The organism is Lentzea atacamensis, from assembly GCF_003269295.1.
Classification (GTDB): domain Bacteria; phylum Actinomycetota; class Actinomycetes; order Mycobacteriales; family Pseudonocardiaceae; genus Lentzea; species Lentzea atacamensis.
Genome location: NZ_QLTT01000007.1, coordinates 234,883 through 258,997, shown reverse-complemented (window position 1 = coordinate 258,997; position 24,115 = coordinate 234,883). Strand labels below are relative to the sequence as shown.

25 protein-coding genes are annotated in these 24,115 nt (G+C 69.7%); 9 read left to right on the top strand and 16 right to left on the bottom strand.

From position 1 onward, the window contains the following. Window positions 1–60: 60 nt before the first annotated feature. The gene (locus C8D87_RS30090; protein WP_109640545.1) at window positions 61–573 is read right to left on the bottom strand and encodes a polyadenylate-specific 3'-exoribonuclease AS; all 513 of its coding nucleotides are present in this window, start codon (window positions 571–573) and stop codon (window positions 61–63) included. Between the two features lie 22 nt (window positions 574–595). Further along, window positions 596–1,330 carry a lysophospholipid acyltransferase family protein gene (locus C8D87_RS30085; RefSeq protein WP_112229209.1) on the bottom strand — a complete coding sequence of 245 codons (735 nt, stop codon included), beginning with the start codon at window positions 1,328–1,330 and terminating at the stop codon, window positions 596–598. A gap of 192 nt (window positions 1,331–1,522) precedes the next feature. Here C8D87_RS30085 and C8D87_RS30080 point away from each other — a divergent pair, with 192 nt between their 5' ends. Together C8D87_RS30080 and C8D87_RS48725 are read left to right on the top strand one after the other, a co-directional pair. Further along, complete coding sequence (locus tag C8D87_RS30080) at window positions 1,523–1,978, top strand: hypothetical protein (protein WP_112229339.1); 456 nt, start codon at window positions 1,523–1,525, stop codon at window positions 1,976–1,978. A 66-nt stretch (window positions 1,979–2,044) separates the two neighbouring features. Next, window positions 2,045–2,176 (top strand): hypothetical protein, encoded by a 132-nt coding sequence (locus C8D87_RS48725; protein WP_267899893.1) that lies wholly within the window; start codon window positions 2,045–2,047, stop codon window positions 2,174–2,176. A gap of 361 nt (window positions 2,177–2,537) precedes the next feature. Here the strand turns inward: C8D87_RS48725 and C8D87_RS30075 are convergent, their stop codons facing one another. The 6 genes from C8D87_RS30075 to C8D87_RS30050 are packed head-to-tail and all read right to left on the bottom strand — an operon-like array spanning window position 2,538 to window position 6,756. Next, window positions 2,538–3,494 (bottom strand): ROK family glucokinase, encoded by a 957-nt coding sequence (locus C8D87_RS30075; protein WP_112229338.1) that lies wholly within the window; start codon window positions 3,492–3,494, stop codon window positions 2,538–2,540. A 14-nt stretch (window positions 3,495–3,508) separates the two neighbouring features. Next, complete coding sequence (locus C8D87_RS30070; protein WP_112229208.1) at window positions 3,509–3,865, bottom strand: hypothetical protein; 357 nt, start codon at window positions 3,863–3,865, stop codon at window positions 3,509–3,511. Window positions 3,866–3,878: 13 nt separating this feature from the next. Continuing rightward, the gene (locus C8D87_RS30065; RefSeq protein ID WP_109640548.1) at window positions 3,879–5,087 is read right to left on the bottom strand and encodes an ArsA family ATPase; all 1,209 of its coding nucleotides are present in this window, start codon (window positions 5,085–5,087) and stop codon (window positions 3,879–3,881) included. Next, window positions 5,084–5,524, bottom strand: a complete 441-nt coding sequence (locus C8D87_RS30060) for an SRPBCC family protein (RefSeq protein ID WP_109640549.1) — start codon at window positions 5,522–5,524, stop codon at window positions 5,084–5,086. Before C8D87_RS30060 ends, C8D87_RS30065 begins: the two co-directional genes overlap by 4 nt. A gap of 23 nt (window positions 5,525–5,547) precedes the next feature. Further along, entirely contained in the window at window positions 5,548–6,336 is a 789-nt protein-coding gene (locus C8D87_RS30055) for a metallophosphoesterase family protein (protein ID WP_215732528.1), read from the bottom strand. Window positions 6,337–6,375: 39 nt separating this feature from the next. Next, window positions 6,376–6,756, bottom strand: a complete 381-nt coding sequence (locus tag C8D87_RS30050) for a polyketide cyclase / dehydrase and lipid transport (RefSeq protein ID WP_109640550.1) — start codon at window positions 6,754–6,756, stop codon at window positions 6,376–6,378. A gap of 98 nt (window positions 6,757–6,854) precedes the next feature. Between C8D87_RS30050 and C8D87_RS30045 the strand changes: the two genes are divergently transcribed. Together C8D87_RS30045 and C8D87_RS30040 are read left to right on the top strand one after the other, a co-directional pair. Continuing rightward, window positions 6,855–8,651, top strand: a complete 1,797-nt coding sequence (locus C8D87_RS30045; RefSeq protein WP_109640551.1) for an AMP-dependent synthetase/ligase — start codon at window positions 6,855–6,857, stop codon at window positions 8,649–8,651. Window positions 8,652–8,896: 245 nt separating this feature from the next. Continuing rightward, window positions 8,897–11,761, top strand: coding sequence for an AfsR/SARP family transcriptional regulator (locus C8D87_RS30040; RefSeq protein WP_112229206.1), 2,865 nt, complete (start codon window positions 8,897–8,899; stop codon window positions 11,759–11,761). Here C8D87_RS30040 and C8D87_RS30035 read toward each other — a convergent pair. The 4 genes from C8D87_RS30035 to C8D87_RS30020 form a co-directional block, all read right to left on the bottom strand. Continuing rightward, window positions 11,751–12,854: a glycosyltransferase family 4 protein gene (locus C8D87_RS30035; protein WP_109640668.1), complete on the bottom strand. Its 1,104-nt coding sequence runs from the start codon at window positions 12,852–12,854 to the stop codon at window positions 11,751–11,753. The two genes, C8D87_RS30040 and C8D87_RS30035, sit on opposite strands and share 11 nt — an antisense overlap. Before the next feature lie 10 nt (window positions 12,855–12,864). Next, window positions 12,865–13,632: a hypothetical protein gene (locus C8D87_RS30030; protein ID WP_112229205.1), complete on the bottom strand. Its 768-nt coding sequence runs from the start codon at window positions 13,630–13,632 to the stop codon at window positions 12,865–12,867. 10 nt (window positions 13,633–13,642) lie between these two features. Then, a complete protein-coding gene (locus C8D87_RS48720; RefSeq protein WP_109640554.1) occupies window positions 13,643–14,647 on the bottom strand; it encodes a C40 family peptidase in 1,005 nt (334 codons plus the stop codon). A gap of 65 nt (window positions 14,648–14,712) precedes the next feature. Continuing rightward, a complete protein-coding gene (locus tag C8D87_RS30020; RefSeq protein ID WP_112229204.1) occupies window positions 14,713–16,056 on the bottom strand; it encodes an NYN domain-containing protein in 1,344 nt (447 codons plus the stop codon). Window positions 16,057–16,242: 186 nt separating this feature from the next. Between C8D87_RS30020 and C8D87_RS30015 the strand changes: the two genes are divergently transcribed. From C8D87_RS30015 to C8D87_RS30005, 3 genes are all read left to right on the top strand, one after another. Then, window positions 16,243–17,943, top strand: coding sequence for a DEDD exonuclease domain-containing protein (locus C8D87_RS30015; protein ID WP_233442356.1), 1,701 nt, complete (start codon window positions 16,243–16,245; stop codon window positions 17,941–17,943). Between the two features lie 140 nt (window positions 17,944–18,083). After that, window positions 18,084–18,452 carry a VOC family protein gene (locus C8D87_RS30010; RefSeq protein WP_112229202.1) on the top strand — a complete coding sequence of 123 codons (369 nt, stop codon included), beginning with the start codon at window positions 18,084–18,086 and terminating at the stop codon, window positions 18,450–18,452. Window positions 18,453–18,517: 65 nt separating this feature from the next. Further along, on the top strand, window positions 18,518–18,805 hold the full coding sequence (locus C8D87_RS30005) for an Lrp/AsnC family transcriptional regulator (RefSeq protein WP_045309335.1): 288 nt from the start codon (window positions 18,518–18,520) through the stop codon (window positions 18,803–18,805). Between the two features lie 75 nt (window positions 18,806–18,880). Here the strand turns inward: C8D87_RS30005 and qcrB are convergent, their stop codons facing one another. From qcrB to ctaE, 4 genes are read right to left on the bottom strand one after another with little or no spacing between them, the layout of a single operon-like run. Then, entirely contained in the window at window positions 18,881–20,545 is a 1,665-nt protein-coding gene (qcrB, locus tag C8D87_RS30000) for a cytochrome bc1 complex cytochrome b subunit (protein ID WP_109640557.1), read from the bottom strand. Next, window positions 20,542–21,669: a cytochrome bc1 complex Rieske iron-sulfur subunit gene (gene qcrA / locus C8D87_RS29995; protein ID WP_112229201.1), complete on the bottom strand. Its 1,128-nt coding sequence runs from the start codon at window positions 21,667–21,669 to the stop codon at window positions 20,542–20,544. The genes qcrB and qcrA overlap by 4 nt, the downstream gene beginning before the upstream one ends. After that, entirely contained in the window at window positions 21,666–22,478 is an 813-nt protein-coding gene (qcrC, locus tag C8D87_RS29990) for a cytochrome bc1 complex diheme cytochrome c subunit (RefSeq protein WP_112229200.1), read from the bottom strand. The genes qcrA and qcrC overlap by 4 nt, the downstream gene beginning before the upstream one ends. A gap of 52 nt (window positions 22,479–22,530) precedes the next feature. Next, window positions 22,531–23,139, bottom strand: a complete 609-nt coding sequence (ctaE, locus tag C8D87_RS29985) for an aa3-type cytochrome oxidase subunit III (RefSeq protein WP_109640560.1) — start codon at window positions 23,137–23,139, stop codon at window positions 22,531–22,533. A gap of 93 nt (window positions 23,140–23,232) precedes the next feature. Here ctaE and C8D87_RS29980 point away from each other — a divergent pair, with 93 nt between their 5' ends. Together C8D87_RS29980 and C8D87_RS29975 are read left to right on the top strand one after the other, a co-directional pair. After that, a complete protein-coding gene (locus tag C8D87_RS29980) occupies window positions 23,233–23,622 on the top strand; it encodes a hypothetical protein (RefSeq protein ID WP_112229199.1) in 390 nt (129 codons plus the stop codon). A 77-nt stretch (window positions 23,623–23,699) separates the two neighbouring features. Then, complete coding sequence (locus tag C8D87_RS29975) at window positions 23,700–24,110, top strand: hypothetical protein (protein ID WP_109640562.1); 411 nt, start codon at window positions 23,700–23,702, stop codon at window positions 24,108–24,110. Window positions 24,111–24,115 lie beyond the last annotated feature (5 nt).

Genomic DNA, 24,115 nt, shown 5'->3' with positions numbered 1-24,115 from the left:
TCGTGTTCTGTGTCACTCAGACTTTCACGAGCTGTATCGGTGCAGCAATGCGGGTCTCACTTACCGGACGGGAAAGCCGAGTTTCCGCCGCTGTTCCTCGATCACCTTCCACCGCGCGAGGTTGTGGCGGGCGTCGGCGAGGGCGTCGTGCGCGTCCGCGGGCGGGGCGGGCAGCTTGGGACGTCCGACGTCCTCCCAGCGTTGCCGCAGGTCGCGGGTGAAGCGGGGCAGGGCGCGCGGCAACGCCGGCATCGCGCCCCACAGCTGCGCCAGCGCGACGTGGTCGTAGGCGGCGAACCACGCCCACAGTTCCACCTCGTCGCGCGCGGCGTTGCGGGCGCCGAGGAAGTCGAGCAGGTCCTCGCGGATGCGTTCGCGGCTGCGCCATGCCTTGTCCGCGGGCGAGGGCAGCTGGTTGAGGACGTTCTGCCGCACCCACGGCCCCGCGCGCTCGGGGTCGAACTCGGTGGACACGGCGTAGAACTCGCGGCCTTCCTCGTCGACCACACCGATCGACACGAGGTCGATCGTCACCCCGTCCTCGATGAACTCACAGTCGTAGAAGAACCGCACCGCGACACCCTAGGGGGTGCGGTCAGCCCGCCTTCGTCTCGGGCACCCGGTCGGCGGGCTTGCCCTGCTCCGGGACGTTCGCCGGCTGTTCCTTCGCCTTCGCCGCGTAGACGTCGACGTACTCCTGGCCGGAAAGCTCCATCAGCGCGTACATGATCTCGTCGGTGATGGATCGCAGCACGAACCTGTCGCCGGACAGGCCCTCGTAGCGGGAGAAGTCGAGCGGCTTACCGATCTTGATGCGGATCGGGTACGGCTTCCACATCCGGGAGCCGATGGGGTTCGCCTTGTCCGTGCCGAACATCGCCACCGGGATGACCGGCGCGCCGGACTCCAGCGCGATCCACGCGACACCGACCTTGCCCTTGTAGAGGCGGCCATCGGGCGAACGGGTGCCCTCGGGGTAGATGCCGAGCAGCTTGCCCTCGCGCACGATCCGCACGCCGGTGTCGAGCGCGCCCTGGGCGGCAGAGGCGCTGGACCGGTCGATCGGCACCTGACCGACGCCGGAGAAGAACCACCTCTGCAGCTTGCCCTTGAGCCCGGTACCGGTGAAGTACTCGATCTTGGCGGGAAAGGTCACGCGCCGCGACAACATCAGCGGCAGGAAGAAGGAGTCGGAAACGGCGAGGTGATTGCTCGCCAGGATCGCGCCACCCTCCTTGGGAATGTTCTCGGCGCCCTCGATGATCTTCGGCTGGAAGAACAGCCGCAGAATCGGTCCCAGGAGGACGTGCTTCATGATCCAGTACAGCACAGCGGGAAGCGCCTCCCTAGACACCGAACCTTGATCCCGACAACCAGCCTACGGAGCCGACCGCACCTCACACAACGAATCCCGAGTCAGTGCGTCACGGCCATGACTGAGCCGACTGCCGTAACCCGCAACACATCCCGCCCGTGCAACGATGAGGGGTCAAGAGGGTTGCGGCACACGGAGAGGCTCTGGATGAACGCCCGGCGCGACTCGACCGACGGCCCCGAGAACGTCGACGAGCTCTTTGCCGAGATCGTCGCGGGTCTCGAACGGGACGGGGTCGGCAAGGACTGGCTCGACCTCGACGAGGCGGGTCCGGAGGACCTCAAGCTACGCGACGACGCGACCGACGACATCGCGACCGAGCCCGTGGAAGAACCTGATCGGCGAGATCGGGACGACGAGGACCACTACGTCCCGCCGGAGCCGCCGCCGTTCCCGGTGCTGCGCGCGTCCACGATCGCGGCGCTCGGCCTCTTCGTGCTCGGCATCGTCCTCCTGGTCGCCCCCGGCATCTTCGGCCTCCAGCCGCGCATCGGCACGCCGCTGTCGCTCGTCGCGCTGTGCGCGGGCGTCGGCTGGCTGATCCTGCGCATGCGCAACACCCCGCCACCCGACTCGGGATGGGACGACGGCGCCCAGGTGTGACACGTCACCTTTTGGTTGGTAACGGCGTGATAACGGCCACTCAAACCTTCAGATAACGATTCGGCCATGCCTACGGTGTCGGGCATGGACCAGATGCAGCACCTGATGATGGCCCGCGCCTTGGCGACCCTGGGCAAGAAGGACGCGGAGCGCGCCAAGCGCCGCCGCCCGCGCATCCTGCGCATGCTCGGCCGCTAGATCCCGGCCGTTCGAGCTGGGTGTTCGCGGCGGGCGAACAGACCCCGACACGCCTGCCGCGACACCTCAACCCGGAAGCCCGCTGCACTTGGCGATCCCGCCCGGCGCAGCGGGCTTCGGCGTGTTCGGGCACCTGCCGGCCCGTCGATCCCAGCCCTGGCGATGTTGAACGCACCAGCCCGTCGCGGATGACATACCAACCGATATATCAGTTTCCGTGCGTCTCTGACCTGCGCCTTAGCAATGAGACTTTGGAGTTCGCCCGCAAACGAGTCATTGCAAGGGGCGAGCGAGCCGGGATCAGTCGGAGGACAAGGGGCGGCGCAGGACCTCGGGCTTGTGGGGCGCGTCCGGCGAGCGGTCAGGAGCGGCGTGAGTTCCGCGCCATCGAGGCGGACATCTCGCGAGCCAGAGTCGCCGCGCCCACGATGCCCGCGTCGTCACCGAGCTGCGCGGTGCGGATCCGGGCGAGCGGGCGGTGGCCCGCGCCGGTCACCACGGAGGCGTAGCGCTCGCGGGCGTCGTCGAGGAACAGCGGTGCCGACTCCGACACCCCTCCTCCGATGACGATCACCTCGGGGTCGTAGACGTCGGCAACCAGCGCCAGGCCCTCGCCCAGCCAGCGGGCCAGGTCGGCCATCGCGCGCTTGGCCAGCGGATCGCCGTCGCGGGCGGCCCCGGCGACGCGGCGGCCGGTCACCGCGCGGGAGTCACCGGCGGCTTCGCGGGCCAGCACGGTCGAGATGCCGGGATGCTTGGCGAGCAGCTCCACGGCGGTGGCGCTCAGGGCCGTGCCGCTGCAGTAGCGCTCCCAGCAGCCGTTCTTGCCGCACGGGCAGGGTCGGCCGTCCGGGACGACGCGCAGGTGACCCAGTTCGGGAGCCACGCCGTGGGCACCGCGGAAGACCTCGCCGTTCAACAGCAGCGCGGCACCGATGCCCGTGCCGATGGCCACCAACACGGCCGTGTGCGCGCCACGGGCCGCACCGAAGCGGTGTTCGGCGAGGGCGGCGGCGTTCGCGTCGTGTTCCAGCACGACCGGCATGCCCAGGCGGTCGCTCATGCGGTCGGCCACGTCGGCCTGTCGCCACGCCAGGTGTGGCGCGAAACGGACCGTGCGGCGGTCTGAGGCGATGAAGCCCGCCACGGCCAGACCGACGGCGTTCACCGCGTGGCGGTCCGCCACCTCCTCCACGGCGGCGACGATCGCGTCTTCGAGAGCGCGCTCGCCGGCGGGCGTTGGGGCGCGTGAGGTGTCCAGCACCGAGCCACGCGCGTCCACGACGCCCGCGCGCACGCTGGTGCCACCGATGTCCACTCCGACCGTGAGCACTAGTCGGTCTTCCTGACGACCTTGATGTGTTGCACCCGCTGGCCGGCCTCGCCTGCCTCGGCGGGCTCGCCAGCCGAGGCCGGCGGTGGCGGCGGGGCACCGGGCTCGCGCAGGGCAGCGCGCAGCACCGCGACGAGGCCCGCCGCGTGCTCGGCGGCCTTCGCGGCCAGTTCGGAACGGTCGCCGCGCAGCAGCGCCACGCCGTTGCACAGAGGGCACCAGCCGCACGTTTCGGGCGAGTGCGAGCCGTCGCCCGCCTCGGCCACACGCTGCAGCCACGGCTGCATGCGCTCAGCGGCCGCGTCGATGAGCAGCCGAAGCTCCTCGGCGAGCTTGCCGGTGTTGTCCTGGGTCATTGAAAACTCCTGATCAGCGCCACAGCGACGGGTCTGGGCGGAACCCCACTGTCACGCCACCCGAGTCCATCTCCGCGCCGGTCACGATGCAGCGCCTCAGCAACGAGGGCAGCGCCACGAGCCGACGCCGGCCGTCGACGGTCAACGCGAGGTCGTCGCCCACGCGCGCGAGGTCGAGCTCCGTGTCATCGGTCAGCGGCAACGCGATACGCAGCGAGTATCGAGCGTCGAGACCGCGTCCGCTGCCCGACACCTCCAGCAACGACTCCGGCACCGCGCCACCGGGCAACGGGTCCGAGTCTCCGTAGAGCTGCCCGGCGACCTCCAGCAGAGCCGGCACGCCGACGGGTTCCGAAGCGCGGTGGTCGACCGTGCGGATCTCGCCGATGCCGGTCAGCTCGGCCAGCACCGCGTCCTGCTCGTGCCGGCGCGTCCGCAGCCACGTCGCGGCGGCACCACGCGCGGAACCCGGCGAAGGCACCAGCCGGTTCGCGATCACGCTGTCGACGCGGATTCCCTGCAGCGCCAACGCGGTCAGCGTGCGCCGGGTCTCGGCGGCCACGACGCGTTCGGGCGTCAGCACCAGCCGGACCGAGCACGAGGACGGATCGGCGAGCATGCTCCGCAACGCGTCCAGCCGCTCCGCGAGCCTGCTGAGCGCGTCCGCCGTCGCGTCCCACTTCTCGACGGTCCCGGTGCCCGCGACACCGGCCAGCAGCCCGCGCACCACCCGCCGGTGCGTCGGGAAGAGCCTCTCCAGATAGCCGGCGAACGCCTCGGGCAGCGACAGCAGCCGCAACGTCTCCGCGGTCGGCCCGCAGTCGACGACAACGACCTCCCACGGTCCGCTGGAAGCCAGCCGCCGCACCTCCGCGAGCGCGAGGAGCTCCTCGACGCCCGGCAGCACGGTCAGCTCCTCGGCGTCGAGCTCGTCGACGCCCGCGCCCGCCAGCACGGTCCGCAGATGGCCGCGCAGCTCGCCCCACGCCTCGTCGACGAGGCCGCGCGGGTCGATCTGGCACGCGTAAAGACCGTCCGCCGTGTCCACTTCGGACGGCGAGGCGCCCAGACGGACGTCGAGGGCGTCGCCCAGCGAGTGAGCGGGATCGGTCGACACCACGAGCGCCTTGCGGCCGTGCGCCGCCAGGGAGGCCGCCGTCGCGGCGGCCAGTGTCGTCTTGCCGACCCCGCCCTTGCCGGTGAAGAGCAGGACCCGGCTCAAGCCGCCTTCTCCGCGCGCTTCTTGAGCTCCTTGAGCGCGGTGTCGAGGATCAGCTTCTCCGCCTTGCGGCGGAACAGCCCGATCATCGGGATCACCAGCTGCACCGACAGCGTGTAGGTGACCTTGGTACCGGAACCGGACGGCTCCAGCACGTAGCTGCCGTGCTGCGACTTCTGCATGGTGCCCTTGACGAGGTCCCACTGCACCGAAAGGCCGTCCGGGGCCCAGTCGTACTTCAGGACGTACTCATCCTTGACGGGCCCCTGGTCGATCGCGAAGCGCACCTGCTCCGCGCGGCCGTCGTCGCGGGCGTCGAGGACCTCCACCTCTTTCATCCCGTTCGCCCAGTCCGGGTACGACGGGAAATCCGCGATGATCGCCATGATCTTCTCAGGCGGCGCGTCGATGACGATGGACTGAGTGGACTCGTCGGCCATGTGTGAGGAGGTTACTCGCGTCTTTACCAGTTGAGGACGTGAGGCTTGCCGCTGCGCTGGAAGTGCCCGACGTTGACGCACTCGGTGTACCCGATCCGCACCCGGCGGGCGAGCGGCTGGTGCACGTGCCCGAACACCGACCAGCGCGGACGTTCCCGCACGATCTTCTCCAGCGCCGGCCGCGAACCCCACTCGGGACGGCGCGCGACGACGTCGTACGTCAGATCCGGAACAGCCGGCGGGATGTGCGTGCACAGCACGTCGACGGGACCCATCCGATCCAGCGCGGCCGCCATGTCCTCGTCCGTTCGGAGGTACGGGAACCACGGCGCGTTGGGGTTGCGCACGTGTCCGGGCAGCATCAGCCCGCCGCCCGCGAACCCGAACTTCAGCCCGCCGATCTCCACCGCCTCGCCGTCGAGCACGTGCACACCGTCACCGGCGAACTGCGGCCACAGCTGCGGACTGTCCACATTGCCCGGTGTCGCGTACGTCGGCGCGGACATCGCAGAAAACAACGCGTGGTACTGCTCCAGCACCGCCTCTTCCACCACGGAGCGGGCGTCCGCGAGACCGTCCCAGAGGGACCGGATGTAGCTCGCCGTGTCCGCACGCCTGGTGCCGCGTCTCAGCTCGGCGAAGATCCCCACCTTCTCGGCACCGAAAACGCGCCCGAGGATCCCCTTGGAATGGTCGTGGTAGTCGACGAAGTCGATCAGATCGCCGAGCACGACGAGCGCGTCGGCACCGTCACCGGCGCGCGCCAGCGCCTCCGCGTTGCCGTGGACGTCCGAAACCACGTGAACCCGCACAGTCCCCAACCTAGTTCTCGAGACGCGCGTCAACCAAGATCACTCACCTGGCGGGCAGCCAGGTGGACGACCGTCCTCCAGAGTCAGCTTCAGACCCAGAGCAACGGACTTCGCGTCGAGCTGCCGGCGTTGCACCTCGCGGAGCGCGTTGCGCGGGGTGAGCGAGCCCGCGGGCGGATCGGCACGGAGGAAGTAGTGCAGCAGGGTGCCGTCGAGCATCGGCTCGAGCCAGACCTCCATCGTGCCGACGAGCGCGCCGCCGACGGTCCAGCGCAGTCCCTCGTCGCCCCGGTTGGCGTAGACGTCCAGCTCGAGATCCGGCCAGAACGACCGCCACGACGATGGCGAGGCGAAGGCTGCGGCGACCACGCTGGGCGGCACCGCCAGGAAAGTCTCGTCGACGACGTCCACACTGGCCATGGAGTGAAAAGGTAACGGAAGGGCGTACCAACCTTTGTATCGCCGGAATCACACGCTAAGTTTCCCCACCAGTAACAAATCACCGTACGGAGGTTGACGTGCGCGAGTTCAGCGTCCCCGCCACCGCCGCAGTGGCTCCGGAGGAGAACCTCACCGACATGGTGTGGGCCAACGCGGAGCGCTTCGGCAACGCCGTCAGCTTCCGCAGGCAGGTGGACGGCACCTGGGTTGACATCACTGCCCGTGACTTCGCCGCGCAGGTCATGGCGGTCGCCAAGGGTCTGATCGCCGCCGGCATCGAGCTCGGCGACCGGATCGGATTGGTCTCCAAGACGCGCTACGAGTGGTCGCTGCTCGACTTCGCCATCTGGGCGGCGGGCGGCGTCGTGGTGCCGATCTACGAGACATCGTCGGCGGACCAGATCGAGTGGATCCTGTCCGACTCCGGCGCGACGGCGGTGTTCGTCGAGGCGTCGTCGCACCGCGCGCTGGTCGACGAGGTCGTCGGCAAGCTGCCCGAGCTGCGCCACGTGTGGCAGATCGAGGGCTCGGCCGCCGCCGTCGACGAGCTGACGGCGCTGGGCGCCGAGATCACCGACGAGCAGGTGCACGAGCGTCGCGGGCAGGTCCAGGCGGACCACACGGCGACGCTGGTCTACACGTCCGGCACCACGGGCAGGCCAAAGGGCTGCACGCTGACGCACCGCAACCTGTTGTCCGAGGTGCGGTCGGCGCTGTCGCGGTTCCCGGAGATCCTCACCGCGGGCAACTCGCTGTTGCTGTTCCTGCCGCTCGCACACATCCTGGCGCGTGCTCTGGCGCTGGCGTGCGTGTACTCGCGGGCGACGGTGGGTCACACCGCCGACGTGAAGAACCTCGTCGCGGACCTGGGCCAGTTCCGGCCGACGTTCGTGGTCGCGGTGCCGCGCGTGTTCGAGAAGGTCTACAACGGCGCCAAGCAGAAGGCGCACGCCGGCGGCAAGGGCAAGATCTTCGACGCGGCCGAGGCGACCGCCGTCGAGTACTCGCGCGTGCTGGACAACGGCGGCCCCGGCCTGGTGCTGCGGCTCAAGCACGCGGTGTTCGACAAGCTGGTGTTCTCGAAGCTGCGGGCCGCTCTGGGCGGCCGGGCGATCGCGGCGGTGTCCGGTGGCGCGCCGCTGGGTGACCGGCTGTCGCACTTCTTCCGCGGCGCGGGCATCCCGGTGTACGAGGGCTACGGCCTCACCGAGACGTCGGCGGCGGCGTGCGTGACGTTCAAGGGCCAGGAGAAGGTCGGCACGGTCGGCCTGCCGGTGCCCGGCACGTCGGTGCGGATCGGCGAGGACGGCGAGATCCTCATCAAGGGCGACATCGTCTTCACCGGCTATTGGAACAACGAGGCCGCCACCAAGGAGGCCCTGGAGGACGGCTGGTTCCACACCGGTGACATCGGTGAGCTCGACAGCGACGGTTTCCTGAAGATCACGGGCCGTAAGAAGGAGATCATCGTCACCGCCGGTGGCAAGAACGTCTCCCCCGCGCAGCTCGAGGACCGCATCCGGGCGCACCCCCTCGTGTCGCAGTGCATGGTCGTCGGCGACAAGCAGCCGTTCATCGGCGCGCTGATCACGATCGACCCGGAGTTCTTCCCTGCGTGGAAGGAGTCGCACGGCAAGCCGGCGTCGGCAGAGGTCGCGGACCTGATCGAGGACTCCGACCTGCTGGCCGAGATCCAGGCCGTGGTGGACGAGGCGAACAAGTCGGTGTCGAAGGCCGAGGCGATCCGCAAGTTCCGGGTGCTGCCGATCGACTTCACCGAGGCCGGTGGCGAGATGACGCCGTCGCTGAAGCTCAAGCGCTCTGTCGTGGCGACGACCTACGCGTCGGACATCGACGCCATCTACGCGAAGTAGCAGGTGAAATGCGCGAAAGGCCCAGGAGCCCCAGAGAGCTCCTGGGCCTTTCGACCCCCAGCGATCGTGATCCGCGGATCTCCGCGGAACCCGAGAAGTTTGTTGCCCCGGCCCCCCGACCGGGACGTGTAGAAGATTGCCGTACGACGCTGACGTATCGCTGACGCGCCGATGTCACTCGGCGACAGCGCGCTAATAGGCTGTCCGGTAGACGGGGATCATTCGGCGCGTACGAGGGGTAGGCAATGGCTTCGGGTCCGCAGTTCCGGCTGCTCGGCCCGCTGGAAGTGCGCCTGAACGACTCCGCTGTCGTCCTGCGCGCGGGCAAGCACCGGGCGTTGCTGGCGGCGTTGCTGCTGCGGCCGAACCGCGTCGTGCCCGTGACGGAACTCGTCGAGCACGTGTGGGGTGACACACCGCCTGCGCGCACGCGTGGAACGTTGCAGACGTACGTGATGCGGCTGCGGGCGGCGCTGGGCGACCCGTCGCTGATCCAGACCGCGCCCGACGGCTATCGGATGCGCGTCGACCCTTTGGCGGTGGACGTGCACCGGTTCGCCGACACGGCTGCCCGAGGACGTGCGGCGGCTGCTTCGAACGATCTGGCGGCGGCGCGGAAAGCGTTTGCCGAGGCGTTGGAGCTGTGGCGCGGCCCGGTGCTGTCGGACGTGCCTTCCGAGACGCTGTACTCCGAGCACGCACCACGGCTGACCGAGCTGCTGATGACCGTGCATGAGCAGCGGATCGACGTGGAGCTCGCGCTGGGCAACCACGCCGACCTGGTGCCGGAGCTGTTCGCGCTGACGCGGGACCACCCGCTGCGGGAGCGGTTCTGGGGGCAGCTCATGCTGGCGCTGTACCGCAGCAGCAGGCAGGCGGAGGCGCTGGAGGCGTTCCGGCAGCTCGACCGGACGCTGGACGAGCAGCTCGGCATCGACCCGGCGGAAGAGCTGCGCGAGCTGCACCAGTCGATCCTCGTGGGCGCGCCGGAACTGGCAGCGCCCGTGGCCCCGCGTGAGCCGGAACGCGCGCCCGCGTCGCCGATGCGGCTGCCGGACGACATCTCCGACTTCACGGGGCGCGCGTGGCACGTGGAGCGGGTCTCCGGGCTGATCACGCGCGGTGCGGTGCCGATCGTGACGCTGGCGGGCCAGCCGGGCGTGGGCAAGACGACGCTGGCGGTGCACGTGGCGCACCTGCTGCGGGACCACTTCCCGGACGGTCAGCTCTACGTCGACCTGCGCGGGTACGCGCTGGGGCCGCCGGCGGACGGGATGGACGTGCTGTCGCGGTTCCTGCGGGCGCTCGGGGTGCCGCCGGACGAGATCCCGCCGGACGCCGACGAGCAGAGCACGATGCTGCGCTCGTTGCTGTCGGGCCGGCGGATGCTGCTGGTGCTGGACAACGCCTCCGCGCCCGACCAGGTGCGGCCGCTGCTGCCGGGGACGGCGTCGTGCCGGGTGATCGTGACGTCGCGGGACGACCTGCGCGGGCTGATCGCGATGAACGGCGCGCGGACCGTACCGGTCGACGTCTTCACGCCCGTGGAGTCCGCGTCGTTGCTGTCGACGCTGCTGGGGCCGGGTGACCACGCGGAGCTGGCCGGGCGGTGCGGGCATCTGCCGCTCGCGTTGCGGGTCGCGGCGGCCTACCTCGCGGGGCGCGACGACGTGACGATCTCGGGCTCTCCGATCGAGCTGGCCTACGCGGCTCTCCCGCCCGCGCCGCAGCGGTTGTTCCGGCTGCTGTCGCTCGTGCCGGGCCCTGACTTCACCGCGGAGGCCGCCTCCGCACTGGCCGATGTGGACGCCGACGGCCTGCTGACGGTGCTGGCGATCGCGAACCTCGTGGTGTCCCCGGTGCCCGGCCGCTACCGGTTCCACGACGAGCTCGTGCGGTACGCGGCCACGTTGCGCGAGCAGTCGGACAGCCCGCCCGAGCAGGAAGTCGCGTGGACGGCGCTGCTGAACCACTACCTGCGCGGGGTGGAGCGCTGCGCCGAGCTGCTCTACCCCGGCATCGTGCGGCTGCCGACGTCCGCTTCCGGCCCGGCGTCGCGGATCTCCAGTTCGGCGGAGGCGCTGGCGTGGCTCGACGCGGAACGCCCGAACCTGACCGCGGCCATCCGGCAGGCCGCCGAGCACGGCCCTGCTGAGATGGCGTGGCAGCTCGCCGACGCCTTGCGCGGCTACCTGTGGATCGGCCAGCACGTCGGCGAGTGGCTCGCGACCGCCCACCACGGCCTGCAGGCCGCCCAGGCGTCCGCGCACCGCCCGGCCGAGGCCGCGATGCACGCGAACCTCGGCACCCTCTACCTGCGGCTCGGCGAGTACGCGCTGTCGGTGGAGCACCACAACCAGGCTGTCGGGCTGTACCGGGCGCTGGGCGACAAGGACGCCGAGGCGAGCGTGCTGAACAACCTGAGCCTCGTCCACCGCCGCTCCGGCCAGCTGACCGAGGCGAAGCAGGCCCTCGTCCGCTGCCTGGAGATGCTGCACTCCGCCGACAGCGTCAGCACCGGCCTGTACAACCTCGGCCAGCTCTCCGTGGAGCTCGGCGAGATCGACGGCGCCGTCGAGCACTTCTCGCAGGCACTGGCCCTCGCACCGAACGCCGACAGCCACACCTACCTCGGCATGGCCCTGCGCCTGCAGGGACGCTTCGACGAGGCGCGCGCCCACCTCGAACACGCCCTGGAGATCGGCAACGTCCCCGCCGGCGAGGCCGAGGCACTGGAGAACCTCGCCGCCCTGGAACTCGCCGAGGGCAACGCGGAGGTCGCGCTGTCGCTGGCCTCACGCGCGCTGACACTGGTCTCGGACGGCGGTGATCCGCAGGTGGCGACCTCGGTGCGGATCATGCTCGGCGAGATCCGCCGCGCGCTGTCCGACTTCGACGTCGCGGCCGAGCTGTTCGAGCAGGCTCTCGCCGCGGCCAGGCGGATCGGCTACGCCTCCGGCGAGGTCCGCGCGTTGATCAACCTGGCCGTGGTGTGGCGGGATCTCGAACGCCACGCCGACTCCCTGTCCGCCGCCGACCGGGCCGTACGACGCAGCGCCGAACTGGGTTTGCGCGCGCTGGAGAGCCGGGCCCGCGAACTCAGCCGATGAGGCCTTCGAGGCGGTGTGCGAGCTGGTCCCACCGCCAGTGGTCGCTCACCCACTCCCGCCCCGCGCGGCCCATCTTGGCCGCCATCTCGGGGTCGGCGAGCAGGTTGGCGATCCTCTCGGCGACGTTCTCGACGTCACGGCCGTCGACGACGTTGCCGGTGATGCCGTCGCGCACGGTCTCCGGCGCGCCGCCGGACCGTCCGGCGATCACGGGCAGCCCTGTCGCCGAGGCCTCCAGGTAGACGATCCCGAGTCCTTCCACGTCGAGGCCGCGACCGCGGGTGCGGCACGGCATCGCGAAGACGTCGCCGGCGTTGTAGTGCGCGGGCAGTTCCTCCCACGGCACCGAGCCGGTCAGCACGACGTCACGGTTGCCGGCGGCCATCTTCTCCAGCGTTCCCCGGTACGGACCGCCGCCGACGATCAGCAGAGCCGCGTCCGGCACCGTGCGCTGGATCAGCGGCAGCGCGCGGATCAGGATGTCCTGGCCCTTGCGCGGCACCAACCGCGAGACACACACGATCACCGGACGGTCGCCGAGCCCGTGGCGGCGGCGGATCTCGGTGCGCGCGGCCGGATCCGGGCGGTACAGCTCGGTGTCCACACCGGACGGAAGGTGTTCCAGTGCCGCCATCGGACCGAACGCCGCGGCGAACCTTGAGCGGGTGTAGCGGCTGACGTAGGTCACAACGTCCACACCGGACCCGATGGCACGCAACGCCTGCCGTGCCACCGGCAGCATCGACCAGCCGACCTCGTGGCCGTGGGTGCAGGCCACCGCACGGCTCAGGCCGAGTGACGGTGCCAGCAACGCCAGTGGAGCCGCCGCACCGAACCACGCGGCGTCGCAGGACTCGGCGCGGGCGATGTCGCGGGCGCGCCTGAGCACGTCGGGGGTCGGCAGCATCAGCGACGTCGGATGCCGCACGACGGGGAACGGCTGCTCGGCGTCGAACTCGGCCGCGCCCTTCCACTTCGGCGCGTACACGACGAGGGACTCCGCGGGCAGCCGTGTCGCCAGAGCGTGCAGGTAGGACTGGATGCCACCGGGGCGGGGCGGGAAGTCGTTGGTCACCAGCAAGGTTCGGCGCACGGAACCCACGCTAGCCGATGTTCGACCGCAGGAACTCGCGCCAGCCCGCCACGTCCACGGCCCGCGGGTCCACAGCGGACAGCGACGCGTACTGCAGGAAGAAGTCGACGACGCCCCGCTCCCCCAGCTTCGACTCCAGGTAGACCATGATCGAGTACGCCTGCTGGTAAGCCAGATCACGCCTGGGACCACCGAAGTCGGTGGGCAGGGCGGAGACGTCGGAGGTGAGCAACGGCGCGGCCTGACGCAGCGGTACCCCGAGGCCGTGGAACGCCACCCAGTCCGCGAAGCCCTCCACCAGCCACAGCGGTGCCGAGTCCGACGTCAGGTCCCGCGTCGCCACGTGCGTGATCTCGTGCCGCAGCAGCACACGCAATTCCAACGTCGTCAGTGGCGCCGCACGCACCCGATTGAGCACCACACGTTGCGTCGCACCGTCGCGAATCGCGACGCCGGCCATGTCCGCGAAGGCCGGCCCGACGAGCGAAACGAGTTCGGCATCGGTCGCCGGAATGACGACATCGGCCCGCCGCGCCCAGGTGATATCCAATATATCGGCGACACCGGCCACCGACTCGTCCACGAGACCGGACACCCGAGCCGCGAGCTCGCCATCACAAGAACTGCTGGTCACAGTGCCCGACGACGCCGTCAGCACCACTTCTTTGCAATGAGTTGTTGCAGTCGGCTGCAACTCAACGGGCCGCATTGCAACGCTGAGGCCCAGCAGGAACGTCATGGCGACCGTGATCGCCAGCAACGTCCTGAGGTGCTTCACCCGCGAAACGCTAGCCCTCGATGCGCCGAATCACCGCGATGGGCCCGATGGCGTCGATGGGCGCGATCTTCACCGGCTGCCCCTCGGTGGAGGCGTGCACGGCCCTCGTGTTGTCGACGGCCATCGCGACGTGCGACCGGCTCGAGTAGTAGATGATGAGGTCGCCCGCACGGACGTCAGCGCGCGTCACGACGCGCCCGACCCCGGCCTGTCCACCGGACGTGCGCGGAATCGCGTACCCGGCGGCCGCGTAAGCCTTCATCGTCAGACCGGCGCAGTCCCACTCGTGGAGCCCGGTCGCGCCGTACCGGTACTCGTCGCCGCGTTGCTCCAGCGCGAACGCCAGTGCGAGCCCGGCCGCCCCCTGGGGCACGCTGACCGGTGACCGGTCCCCCGGATCACGCAGCTGGTTCACGACCGGCGCGGGCAGCCGCGCCAACGCCGCGCGCACCTCGCCGGTCTGCGCCTGCAACGCGCGGCTCCGTGCGTCCAGGTCGCTCTTCAGCCGCTCGGCCGCCGACATTGCCTCAGCGGCACGGGTCCGCGCGTTCTCCGCCACCTGGTGCGCCAGCCGCGCCTTCTCCACCGCACCGGACAACAGCGCCAGCGACTCGGCCTTGTCCGCGGCCAGCACCCGCATCATCTCCAGGCGGTTCAGGAAGTCCTGCTGCGAGTCCGCGACGAGCAGCGCCGACAGCTGGTTGAACCGCGCGCCCTCGAACGACGCCTGGGTGATGAGGTCCACCTGGTCGCGGAAGGCGTTCTCGTCCGACTTCGCCTGCCGCTCGATCTGCTGCGCCGCCGCGACGTCCGCGGTCGCGCGTTCGAGCTCGGCCCGCCGCAGAACCAGATCCTCCTGTGCGCGCAGCACTTCCTCGTTGAGCTTCGTCGCCTGCGCCGTCAGATCGGCGTACACGCGCGCCGGATCAGCCGGCTGTGCGGCGAACGACACGGCCGGGAGAGCGGAGAAGAGCAGGGCGGTGACCAGAACACCGCGGGTGAGCTTGCGCGACATCACGTCGCCGATCCCCTTCGCGAGAACAAGACCGTCAAGATCGACGGCGTCAGGCTACCGGGTGATCAAACGCGCCCGAGACGGGCCAGCAACACGGCGGACGGCACCGGATGCGCACCACGCCGGCGCACCGAGTCGGCGACCGCGCGATCCGACGTCACCACCACCACGGGACGCCCCTCGGGCTCCGCGGTGACCAGCGCGCGAATCACGTCATCAGCCAGAACACCGGGGTCGCTGAAGAGCACGCGCACGCCACGAGGCGCCGCCGCGGGCACGGCCACCACCCCCGCGCCGTCGAACACCAACGTGACCTCGGCACCCGTGCGCGCGGCCAGCACGGCCAGTTGGTGCACCAACCGATCGCGTTGGTCCGACAGCGACAGCTCCGGATAACCGGTCTTCGTGACGTTGTAGCCGTCCACCACCAGGTGCACGGCGGGCAACGCCAGCAGCCGGTCGAGGGCGGCAGGGTCTTCCACGCGTCCAACGGCTCCCTGCGACGCGCTGGCGCCGCGCACGAGATCGGCGGGACGCGGCCCGGTGCCACCCAGCGCCAGTTCGCGGCGCAAACCCGTCACGGCACCGTCGAGCGTGTCGACGAGCAGCGCGAGCCGCACCTCGTCCGCCTGGCGGGCTTCCCGCGCTGACTGCCGCGCGACCTCGGCGTCGGCGATCGCCCGTTGCGCCTTGCCCCGCTCGGTCTCCGCCCGTTCGCGTTCGCGGTCGCGTTCGGCGGTGAGACGCTTGACCTCGTCCGCCGTGCGCGCCCGGATCTTGTCCACCTCTGCGGCCGCCGCCTCCGCGGCGTCCTTGGCCTCACGCAGCTTCACGCCCTGCTCGCGCAACCGCTTGCGCAGGCGTTCCAGCTCGATCTCGGCGTCCGCGCGGACACGTTCGGCGGCGCCGTCGAGCAGGCTGCGTTCGGCCTTCAGCCGCTCCAGCTCGCTCTCCAGCCGTTCCGCCCGCGTCACAGCGGCATCCCGCTCGGCACGCAACGTCGCGTCGCCGACTCGTCGCGACACCAGCTCCACGTAGTGCAGTGCGACCTCGTCACCGGTCAGCACCGCCGCCGCGGCAGCCGTCACCGGGTCCGGCGAAGTCACCTCCAGCGTCGACGGCCGGTTCTTGCGCAGCCACTCCACGACGGCGGTGCGGAAGTTCGCCGAGTTCCGCAGGGCGGCGACGACCTGCGGCCCGCCCAGCCGGGCGCGTTTCGTCGGCGCGAACTTGGCCACCGGCCGCAGGTGCTGGGGCACGTCGACCTTCGCCATCTCACCCAGAGCGTCGGCGCCCAGCTCCGCCAGCCTCACCCGCAACGGCTCCGGCAGGGCCGACCAGTCCACAGTGGATTCGTCTGCGGACTCGCCTACCTCCTCGGCAGGCTGGTCGAACTCTGGCTCGGGCATCGGGTCTGGCACCCCAACAGGCTAGAGCCCCGGTGCCTGAGCAGCGCACGGACATCTCCCGCCTTCAGGACAACGATCTGGAAAAGGCTGACCGGCGACCTCCGGTGGACCTGACAACCGCAGGTCAACGCCCGTGCGAATGATCACCGCCGAAAATTGTCAGACCCCGCCGCTAACGTCCGCATCGTGACCGGTCAACTGTCCTTCGACGAGCTGGGGACGCCTCTGCGCGACACGACGTTCGTCGTCTTCGACCTGGAGACGACGGGCGGAAGCGCCGAGGAGGACGCCGTCACCGAGATCGGCGCGGTGAAGGTGCGCGCCGGCGAGGTGCTCGGCGAGTTCGCCACGCTGGTCGACCCTGAGCGCGGCATCCCCGTCCAGGTGGCGCAGCTGACCGGCATCACGCAGCTGATGGTCACGGGCGCGCCGAGGCTGCAGACGGTGCTGCCCGCGTTCCTGGAGTTCGCGGCGGGAGCGGTGCTGGTGGCGCACAACTCCGGCTTCGACATCAGCTTCCTCAAGGCGGCCTGCGAGCGGTACGGCTACCGGTGGCCGAAACCGCCGGTGGTCTGCACGGTGAAACTGGCGCGGCGCGTGCTGAGCCGCGACGAGGCGCCGTCGTGCCGCCTGTCCGCCCTGGCCGACCTGTTCCGCACGTCGACCAGGCCGACGCACCGGGCGCTGGCCGACGCCCGCGCCACGGTCGAGGTGCTGCACGCGTTGCTGGAACGCGTCGGCAACGTGGGCGTGCACTCCCTGGAAGAACTGCTGGCGTACCTGCCGGAGGTCACGCCGGAACAGCGCCGCAAGCGCTCGCTGGCCGCGCACCTGCCGTCCAAGCCTGGCGTGTACCTCTTCCGCGGCCCGAAGGAAGAGGTGCTCTACGTCGGCACGGCGTCGGATCTGCGCCGCCGCGTCCGGCAGTACTTCACCGCCAGCGAGGGCAGACGCAGGCTCCGCGAGATGGTCGCGCTCGCGGTGCGCGTCGACGCCGTCGAGTGCGCGCATCCCCTGGAAGCCGAGGTGCGCGAGCTGCGGCTGCTGCGGGCTCACCGCCCCGCCTACAACCGCAGATCGAAGAACCCGCACCACGCGTGGTGGCTGGTCCTGACCGACGAGCCGTTCCCGAGGCTGTCGCTGGTCAGGAATCCACGTGACGGCGCGCTGGGCCCGTTCCGCACGCGTCAGGCAGCCGAGTCGGTGGCGAGCGCGCTCCTCGACGCCGTGCCGCTGCGCTCGTGCACGATCAAGATCCCGGCGTCGAACCAGCGGGCCTCCCCGTGCGCCCTGGCCGAACTGGGCCGCTGCCAGGCCCCGTGCGCGGGCCGTCAGAGCGTGGAGGAGTACTCCCCCGCGGTCACGGCGGTCCGCGATCTGGTCGTCGGCCGGAGCGCAGACCCGTTACGCACGCTCATCGACCAACTGGGCAACCTGGCTTCGGCCGAGCGCTTCGAGGAAGCGGCGACCCGCCGCGACCGGCTGGCCGGCCTGGTCCGGTCGCTCGACCGCGCCCAGCGCCTGGCCGCTCTCGCCGCGCTGCCGCAACTCGTGGCGGCACGGCCGGACCGCGAGGGCGGCTGGGAGTTCTCGGTCGTCCGCTACGGCCGGCTCGCCTCGGCCGGAGTCGCCCGCCGCGGCACCCGCCCGATGCCGGTGGTCGACGCGCTCGTCGCCTCAGCCGAGACCGTCATACCGACAGCCGGTCCACTCCGTGGTGCGCCACCGGAGGAGACCGGCGTCGTGCTGCGCTGGCTCGATCAGCCGGGCACCCGCCTGGTGTACGCGGACGAGCCCTGGTCCTCCCCCGCCGGTGCCGCGGCGGCATGGGTGCCGTGGGCCGAACAAGCCGCAGGCGCCCGCCCCCTGCACGACCGCTGGGCCTGACCCGCACCGCACCTTTGCAACAGGTCTTTGACGACGTCGTCAAAAGACCTGTTGCTAAGACCCAGGTCAACAGGACATCGGGCAGCTGATATATCGGATTTCAGCGCGTTGCGAGGTGTCCAGGACGCAGAATCGCGATCATGAGCGATCTCGGTTACGCGCTGCACCACGTCCAGTTGGCGATCCCGGCGGGCGCTGAGAACGACTGCCGCGCCTTCTACGTCGGAGTGCTCGGTATGGAGGAGGTGCCGAAGCCTCCGGCGCTCGCCGCCCGCGGTGGGCTGTGGGTGCGATCGGGGTCGTTGGAGATCCACCTCGGCGTGGAGGCCGAGTTCCGGCCGACCCGCAAAGCGCATCCGGGCATCCTCGTCGGCGACCTGGACGCGCTCGCCGAACGGCTTGCCGCCGCGGGCACCGAGGTCGCGTGGGACGAGAACTTCCCGGCCTACCGCCGGTTCCACGCGTTCGACAACGTGGGCAACCGGCTGGAGTTCATGACCCCTGCGTGACGTGAACGCTGGTAGGGCAGACTACGAGTGCTTTACTCACCGTGCTGAGACCAGAGGAGGACGCCGTGGTCACCGCCATCGTGCTGATCCAGGCCGCCGCCGAACGCATTCCCGAGGCGGCGCAGGAGATCGCCGACATCGACGGAGTCACGGAGGTGTACTCCTGCGCCGGTGACGTCGACCTGATCGCGCTCGTGCGGGTGAGCAAGCACGAGGACCTGGCCGCCCTGGTGCCCGGCAAGATCAGCAAGGTCGCCGGCGTGCTGAACACCGACACGCACATCGCGTTCCGCAGCTACTCGAAGCGCGACGACGAGGCGGCCTTCGCCATCGGCTTGGACGACGCACAGTAGTCGCCCCCAGCACCTGAGAACAACGAAAGCCCCCGTGAACCATCACGGGGGCTTTCGCGGTTTCTGGCGGGACGATCAGTCCTTCGAGTCGGACGGCTTGCCCGCGAGCTCGCCGGCCTTGTCCTCGGCGCTGATCTCCTCGGAGACGTGCGCCTTCTTGCGCGCGTTCTCCAGGGCCACGGTCTCCTCGACCGGGTCCGGCGACCAGGTGCTGCCGACGACCGGGTGACCGGCCGAGCCGAGCTTGTTCATCTTCTTCGGCACCGACGCGCCCTGGTAGGCGAGCGGGATCGGGTGGCCGTGGTCGTCCACCGGGCCGAGCGGCTGGTGGATCTCGATGAACTCGCCGTGCGGCAGGCGCTTGATGATGCCGGTCTCGACACCGTGCTCGAGCACCTCGCGGTCGCCGCGCTGCAGGCCGATGCAGATGCGGTAGGCCACGAAGTACGCGATCGGCGGCAGGACCAGCATGCCGATGCGGCCCATCCACGTCGTCAGGTTCAACGAGATGTCGAACTTGTACGCGAAGATGTCGTTGCCGCCCATGAGCAGCAGGACCATGAAGTACGTGATCGCCATCCAGCCGAGCGCGGTGCGGACGGGCACGTCACGCGGGCGCTGCAGCAGGTTGTGGTGCGCGTAGTCCTTGGTCATCTTGCGCTCGATCCACGGGTAGACCGCCGCGATGCCGGTCAGCAGCGGCAGACCGAGGATGAACGGCAGGAACGGCGCCGGGATCGTGTAGTTGCCCAGGTAGAACTCCCACGCGGGCCAGATGCGGACCAGGCCGTCGGTCCAGCCCATGTACCAGTCCGGCTGCGAACCGGCGGAGACCTGCGCGGGGTTGTACGGGCCGAAGTTCCAGATCGGGTTGATCTGGAAGACACCACCCATGATCGCGATGACACCGACGACGATGGCGAAGAAACCGCCGCCCTTGGCCGCGAACACCGGCATGATGCGGACGCCGACGACGTTGGTCTCCTTGCGGCCCACGCCGGGGAACTGCGTGTGCTTCTGGTACCAGACCAGCGCGAGGTGCGCCGCGATCAGACCCAGGATGATCGCCGGGATGATCAGGATGTGCGCGGTGTAGAGCATCGGGATGATGTCCGTGCCGGGGAACTCCCCACCGAACATCAGCCAGTTCAGCCATGTGCCGATGACCGGGAACGAGATCAGCAGCGCCGCCATGACGCGGAGGCCGGTGCCCGAGAGCAGGTCGTCCGGCAGCGAGTAGCCGAGGAAGCCCTCGATCGCGCCGAGCATGAACAGCACGATGCCGATGACCCAGTTGATCTCGCGCGGCTTGCGGAACGCGCCGGTGAAGAAGATCCGGAACATGTGCACGACGATCGCGGCCATGAACAGCAGCGCCGCCCAGTGGTGCACCTGGCGGACGAACAGGCCACCGCGCGTCTCGAACGAGATGTCGAGCGTCGAGGCGAACGCGCGCGACATCTCGATGCCGCGCAGGTTCTCGAACGCGCCGTTGTAGGTGACCTCGGTCATCGACGGGTCGAAGAACAACGCCAGGTACGTGCCCGACAGCAGCAGCACGATGAAGCTGTACAGCGCGATCTCGCCGAGCAGGAACGACCAGTGCGTCGGGAAGACCTTGTTCAGCTGTTTGCGCAGGCCAGCGGCTGCGTGGTAGCGCTCGTCGGCAGCGTTGGCCGCCGCTCCGGCGACGCGCGCGGCCGCGTTGGCCGGCTTCGTCGGCGTGGTGATGGCACTCATGACTTCCGCTCCCAGAACGCCGGACCCACAGCCTCGATGAAGTCGCTGCGGGCAACCAAGTATCCGTCTTCGTCCACAGTGATCGGAAGCTGCGGCAGAGGACGGGTGGCCGGACCGAACCGCGGCTTGGCGTACTCGAACACGTCGAACTGCGACTGGTGGCACGGGCAGAGCAGCAGACCGGTCTGCTGCTCGAACAGCGACGTCGGGCAACCCAGGTGCGTGCAGATCTTCGAGTACGCGTACAGGTCGCCGTAGTTGAAGTCTTCCTGGCCCGCGCGCTTGGTGATCGCCTGGTTCGGGCGCATGCGGATGAGCATGACCGGCGCGTCGGCCCGCTTGAGGGCCGCGACCAGCGCGTGCTCGTCGTTGCGCTCCGACTCGCGGAACGGGAACACCGTCTCGAAGCCGCCCGGCTCGACGTCCTCGGGACGCACGAGGGAGACCTCGTGGAAGTTGCCGGTGTGGCGGCGGAGGTAGACCTTCTCGCCCGGCTTCTCCGGCTTCCAGCTGGTGTGCCACAGCGAGTTCTTGGTCTCGCTGTCCGAGTGCGGGTTCTTCACCAGCGCACCGAGCGGGACGACCGTGATGCCGAGACCAAGCACGCCGGCGCCGAGGCCGGCCGTGCGCTTGATCAGGCTGCGGCGGGCGATGCCGCTGCGCTCACCGGCGTCGGCGAGCTCGGCGACCAGCGTGGCGCGGTCGACCTCGGCCGACGGGCCGTCGTGCCGCTGCTGCACCGCGAGCTCATCGGGGATGAACTTCTTGGTGTAGAGCAGCGCACCGACGCCCAGGCCCACCACCGACAGGCCCAGGAACAGGCCGATCAGCGGGTTGTAGAGCATGTGCAGCAGGTGGCCGTCGGTGTGCGGGGCCTCGTACTCCCACGGCCAGAACAGGAACACGCCGAGGAAGGCGAGACCCGACAGCGCGGAGATCATGAACCACAGGGCGACCTGACGCTGAGCGCGGCGCTCGGCGCGGGTGCCGGAGACCGGCCACTTCTCCTCGTAGTGGACGAGCTCGACGCCGTCCATCCTGGTGCCGAGCTTGACGAGGTCGTCCCGGCTCATCTCCGCGAGCTCTGCCTCGCTGGGCAGCTCGGTCGGCTTGTCGCCGCTCATGCCTTGGCTCCGATCCAGAGGGTCACGCCGATGAGCGCGGCGATACCCACGATGAACGCGATCAATCCCTCGGACACGGGCCCGAACCCGCCCAGGGGGTTACCGCCGGAGTTGTTGTTTCCGTCGGTGACCGACTTGACGTACGCGATGATGTCTTTCTTCTCTTCCGGCGTGAGCTGGCGCTCGCCGAACTTCGGCATGTTCTGCGGGCCGCTCAGCATCGCCGTGTAGATCTGTTCCTCGGTGACGCCGTCGAGCGCCGGCGCGAACTTGCCGGACGACAGCGCGCCACCACGACCCGTGAAGTTGTGGCAGCTGGCGCAGTTGAGGCGGAAGAGCTCGCCGCCGCGCGCCGGGTTGTCGCCGCGCAGGGCCTCACCGGACTCGGAGGGCTTCTTCGGACCCTCGCCGCCGTTCGCGGTGATGTAGGCCATCAGCGCGTTGATCTCCTCGGGGGAGAGCTTCGCGGGCTTGCGGATGGCCTGCGCCTCCTGCCGCGCCATGGGCATGCGGCCGGAGGAAGTCTGGAAGTACACCGCGGCGTCGCCGACGCCGATCAGGCTCGGCCCGCGGTCCTTGACACCCTCGAGAGACGGGCCGTGGCAGCTCAGACAGGTGTTCAGGTAGATCTGCTCGCCCTGGCGGACCAGGGCGTCCTGCTGCTGTGCCTGGGCGGTCTGCGCCGTGGGCGCGAAGGCGGCGAACAGCATGCCGGCGCTCAGCAGGCCGAAGCCCAGTGCGAGCAGTCCGGCGACCCGGCGACGCAGCTTCGTGCGGGCGCCGCGGGGGCGTTTCGTCGTGGTGGTCATGGTGTGCGGCAACCCTTGCTGTCAGTTCGGGAGCTCGTGGCTGGGGATCAGGTCAGGGCACGATGTAGATGATGGCGAACAGCCCGATCCACACGACGTCGACGAAGTGCCAGTAGTACGACACGACGATCGCGGAGGTGGCCTGTGCCGGAGTGAACTTGCTGAGCTTCGTCCGGATCAACAGGTAGACGAAGGCGATCAGACCACCGATGACGTGCAGGCCGTGGAAGCCGGTCGTCAGGTAGAAGACCGTTCCGTAGGCCGACGACGGGATGGTCGTGCCCTCGTGGATCAGCTGGACGTACTCACCTGCCTGACCGCCCACGAAGATCGCGCCCATGATGAGCGTCACGATGTACCAGCGACGCAGACCGAAGACGTCACCGCGCTCAGCCGCGAACACTCCCCACTGGCACGTGAAGGACGACGCGACCAGGATGATCGTGAAGACCGACGCGTAGGGGATGTTGAGGTGCGTGGGGGGCGGAGGCCAAGGTCCCTCGTTCTGGGCCTTCACCGTGAAGAACATGGCGAAGAGGCCAGCGAAGAACATGAGCTCGCTGGACAGCCAGACGATCGTGCCGACGCTGACCATGTTCGGGCGGTTCAGCGAGTGCACGCGCTGGCCGATTGAAGGCGCTGCCGTGGTCACGGGCAGCATTATTGCTTGCGCTATTTCCGTCCGCCCATCGGGTCCTGGGCGGATCATGGGTCGGCTGGGTCACACAGCCGGTGATCGCGAGGAGATCAACGGATGGGCTTGCTGGGCCGATTGCGCGACTGGCTGCGACGACAGGACGAACCGGCGTTGTCGATCGACGACCCGGCGCTCGTCGTGGTCGTCGAGGCGTTCGACATCGCGGAGGCCGACTCGGCCGCTCTGGCCCGTTCCCCGCAGTGGCGCGCGGACGAGCTCGCCGTGCTGCGACATCACGTCCGCATCCCCGCTGACCAGGTCAAACGTGCGCGCGAGCTGCTCACGCCGGACGGCTGGGTACTGGTCGCAGGTGATATATCGCATATCAGCCGGGTGCAGAAGCTCGACGCTCTGCACTGCGCTCAGGAGCGATCGCGGATGGCGTCGCTGGCGCAACGGCTCGGCGGGGAAGCCCTGGGGTGGGACGCGCTGCAGCCCGCCCGATAGCATCGCGGCGACCTTGGTCACGTTTCTGCGGGTACTTCTGGGGACCGCAGTCAGCAGTCGCAGCGGAGGATCGTGAGATGAGCACGCAGACCACGAAGATCCTGGTGTTCAGCCACCGGCCCGAGGTGCGTGAGACGATCATCACTGCCGTCGGCCGCCGTCCCGCGCCCGACCTGTCGCGCGTCGACTACATCGAGGCCAGTGCGATCTCCGACGTCCTCTACGAGGTCGACAACGGCTCCGTGGACCTGCTGATCCTCGACGGCGAGGCGCAGCCGACCGGCGGCATGGGCCTGTCGCGCCAGCTCAAGAACGAGATCACGAACTGCCCGCCGATCGTCGTCGCGGTGCGCCGCAAGGACGACCGCTGGCTCGCGACCTGGTCGCAGGCGGACGCGGTGCTCGTGCACCCGCTGGACCCGCTGGCCGCCGCCGAGACCGTGGCCGAGGTGCTGCGGGGTTCGGCTGTTCCCGTCGTCAAGGGCTGATCCGG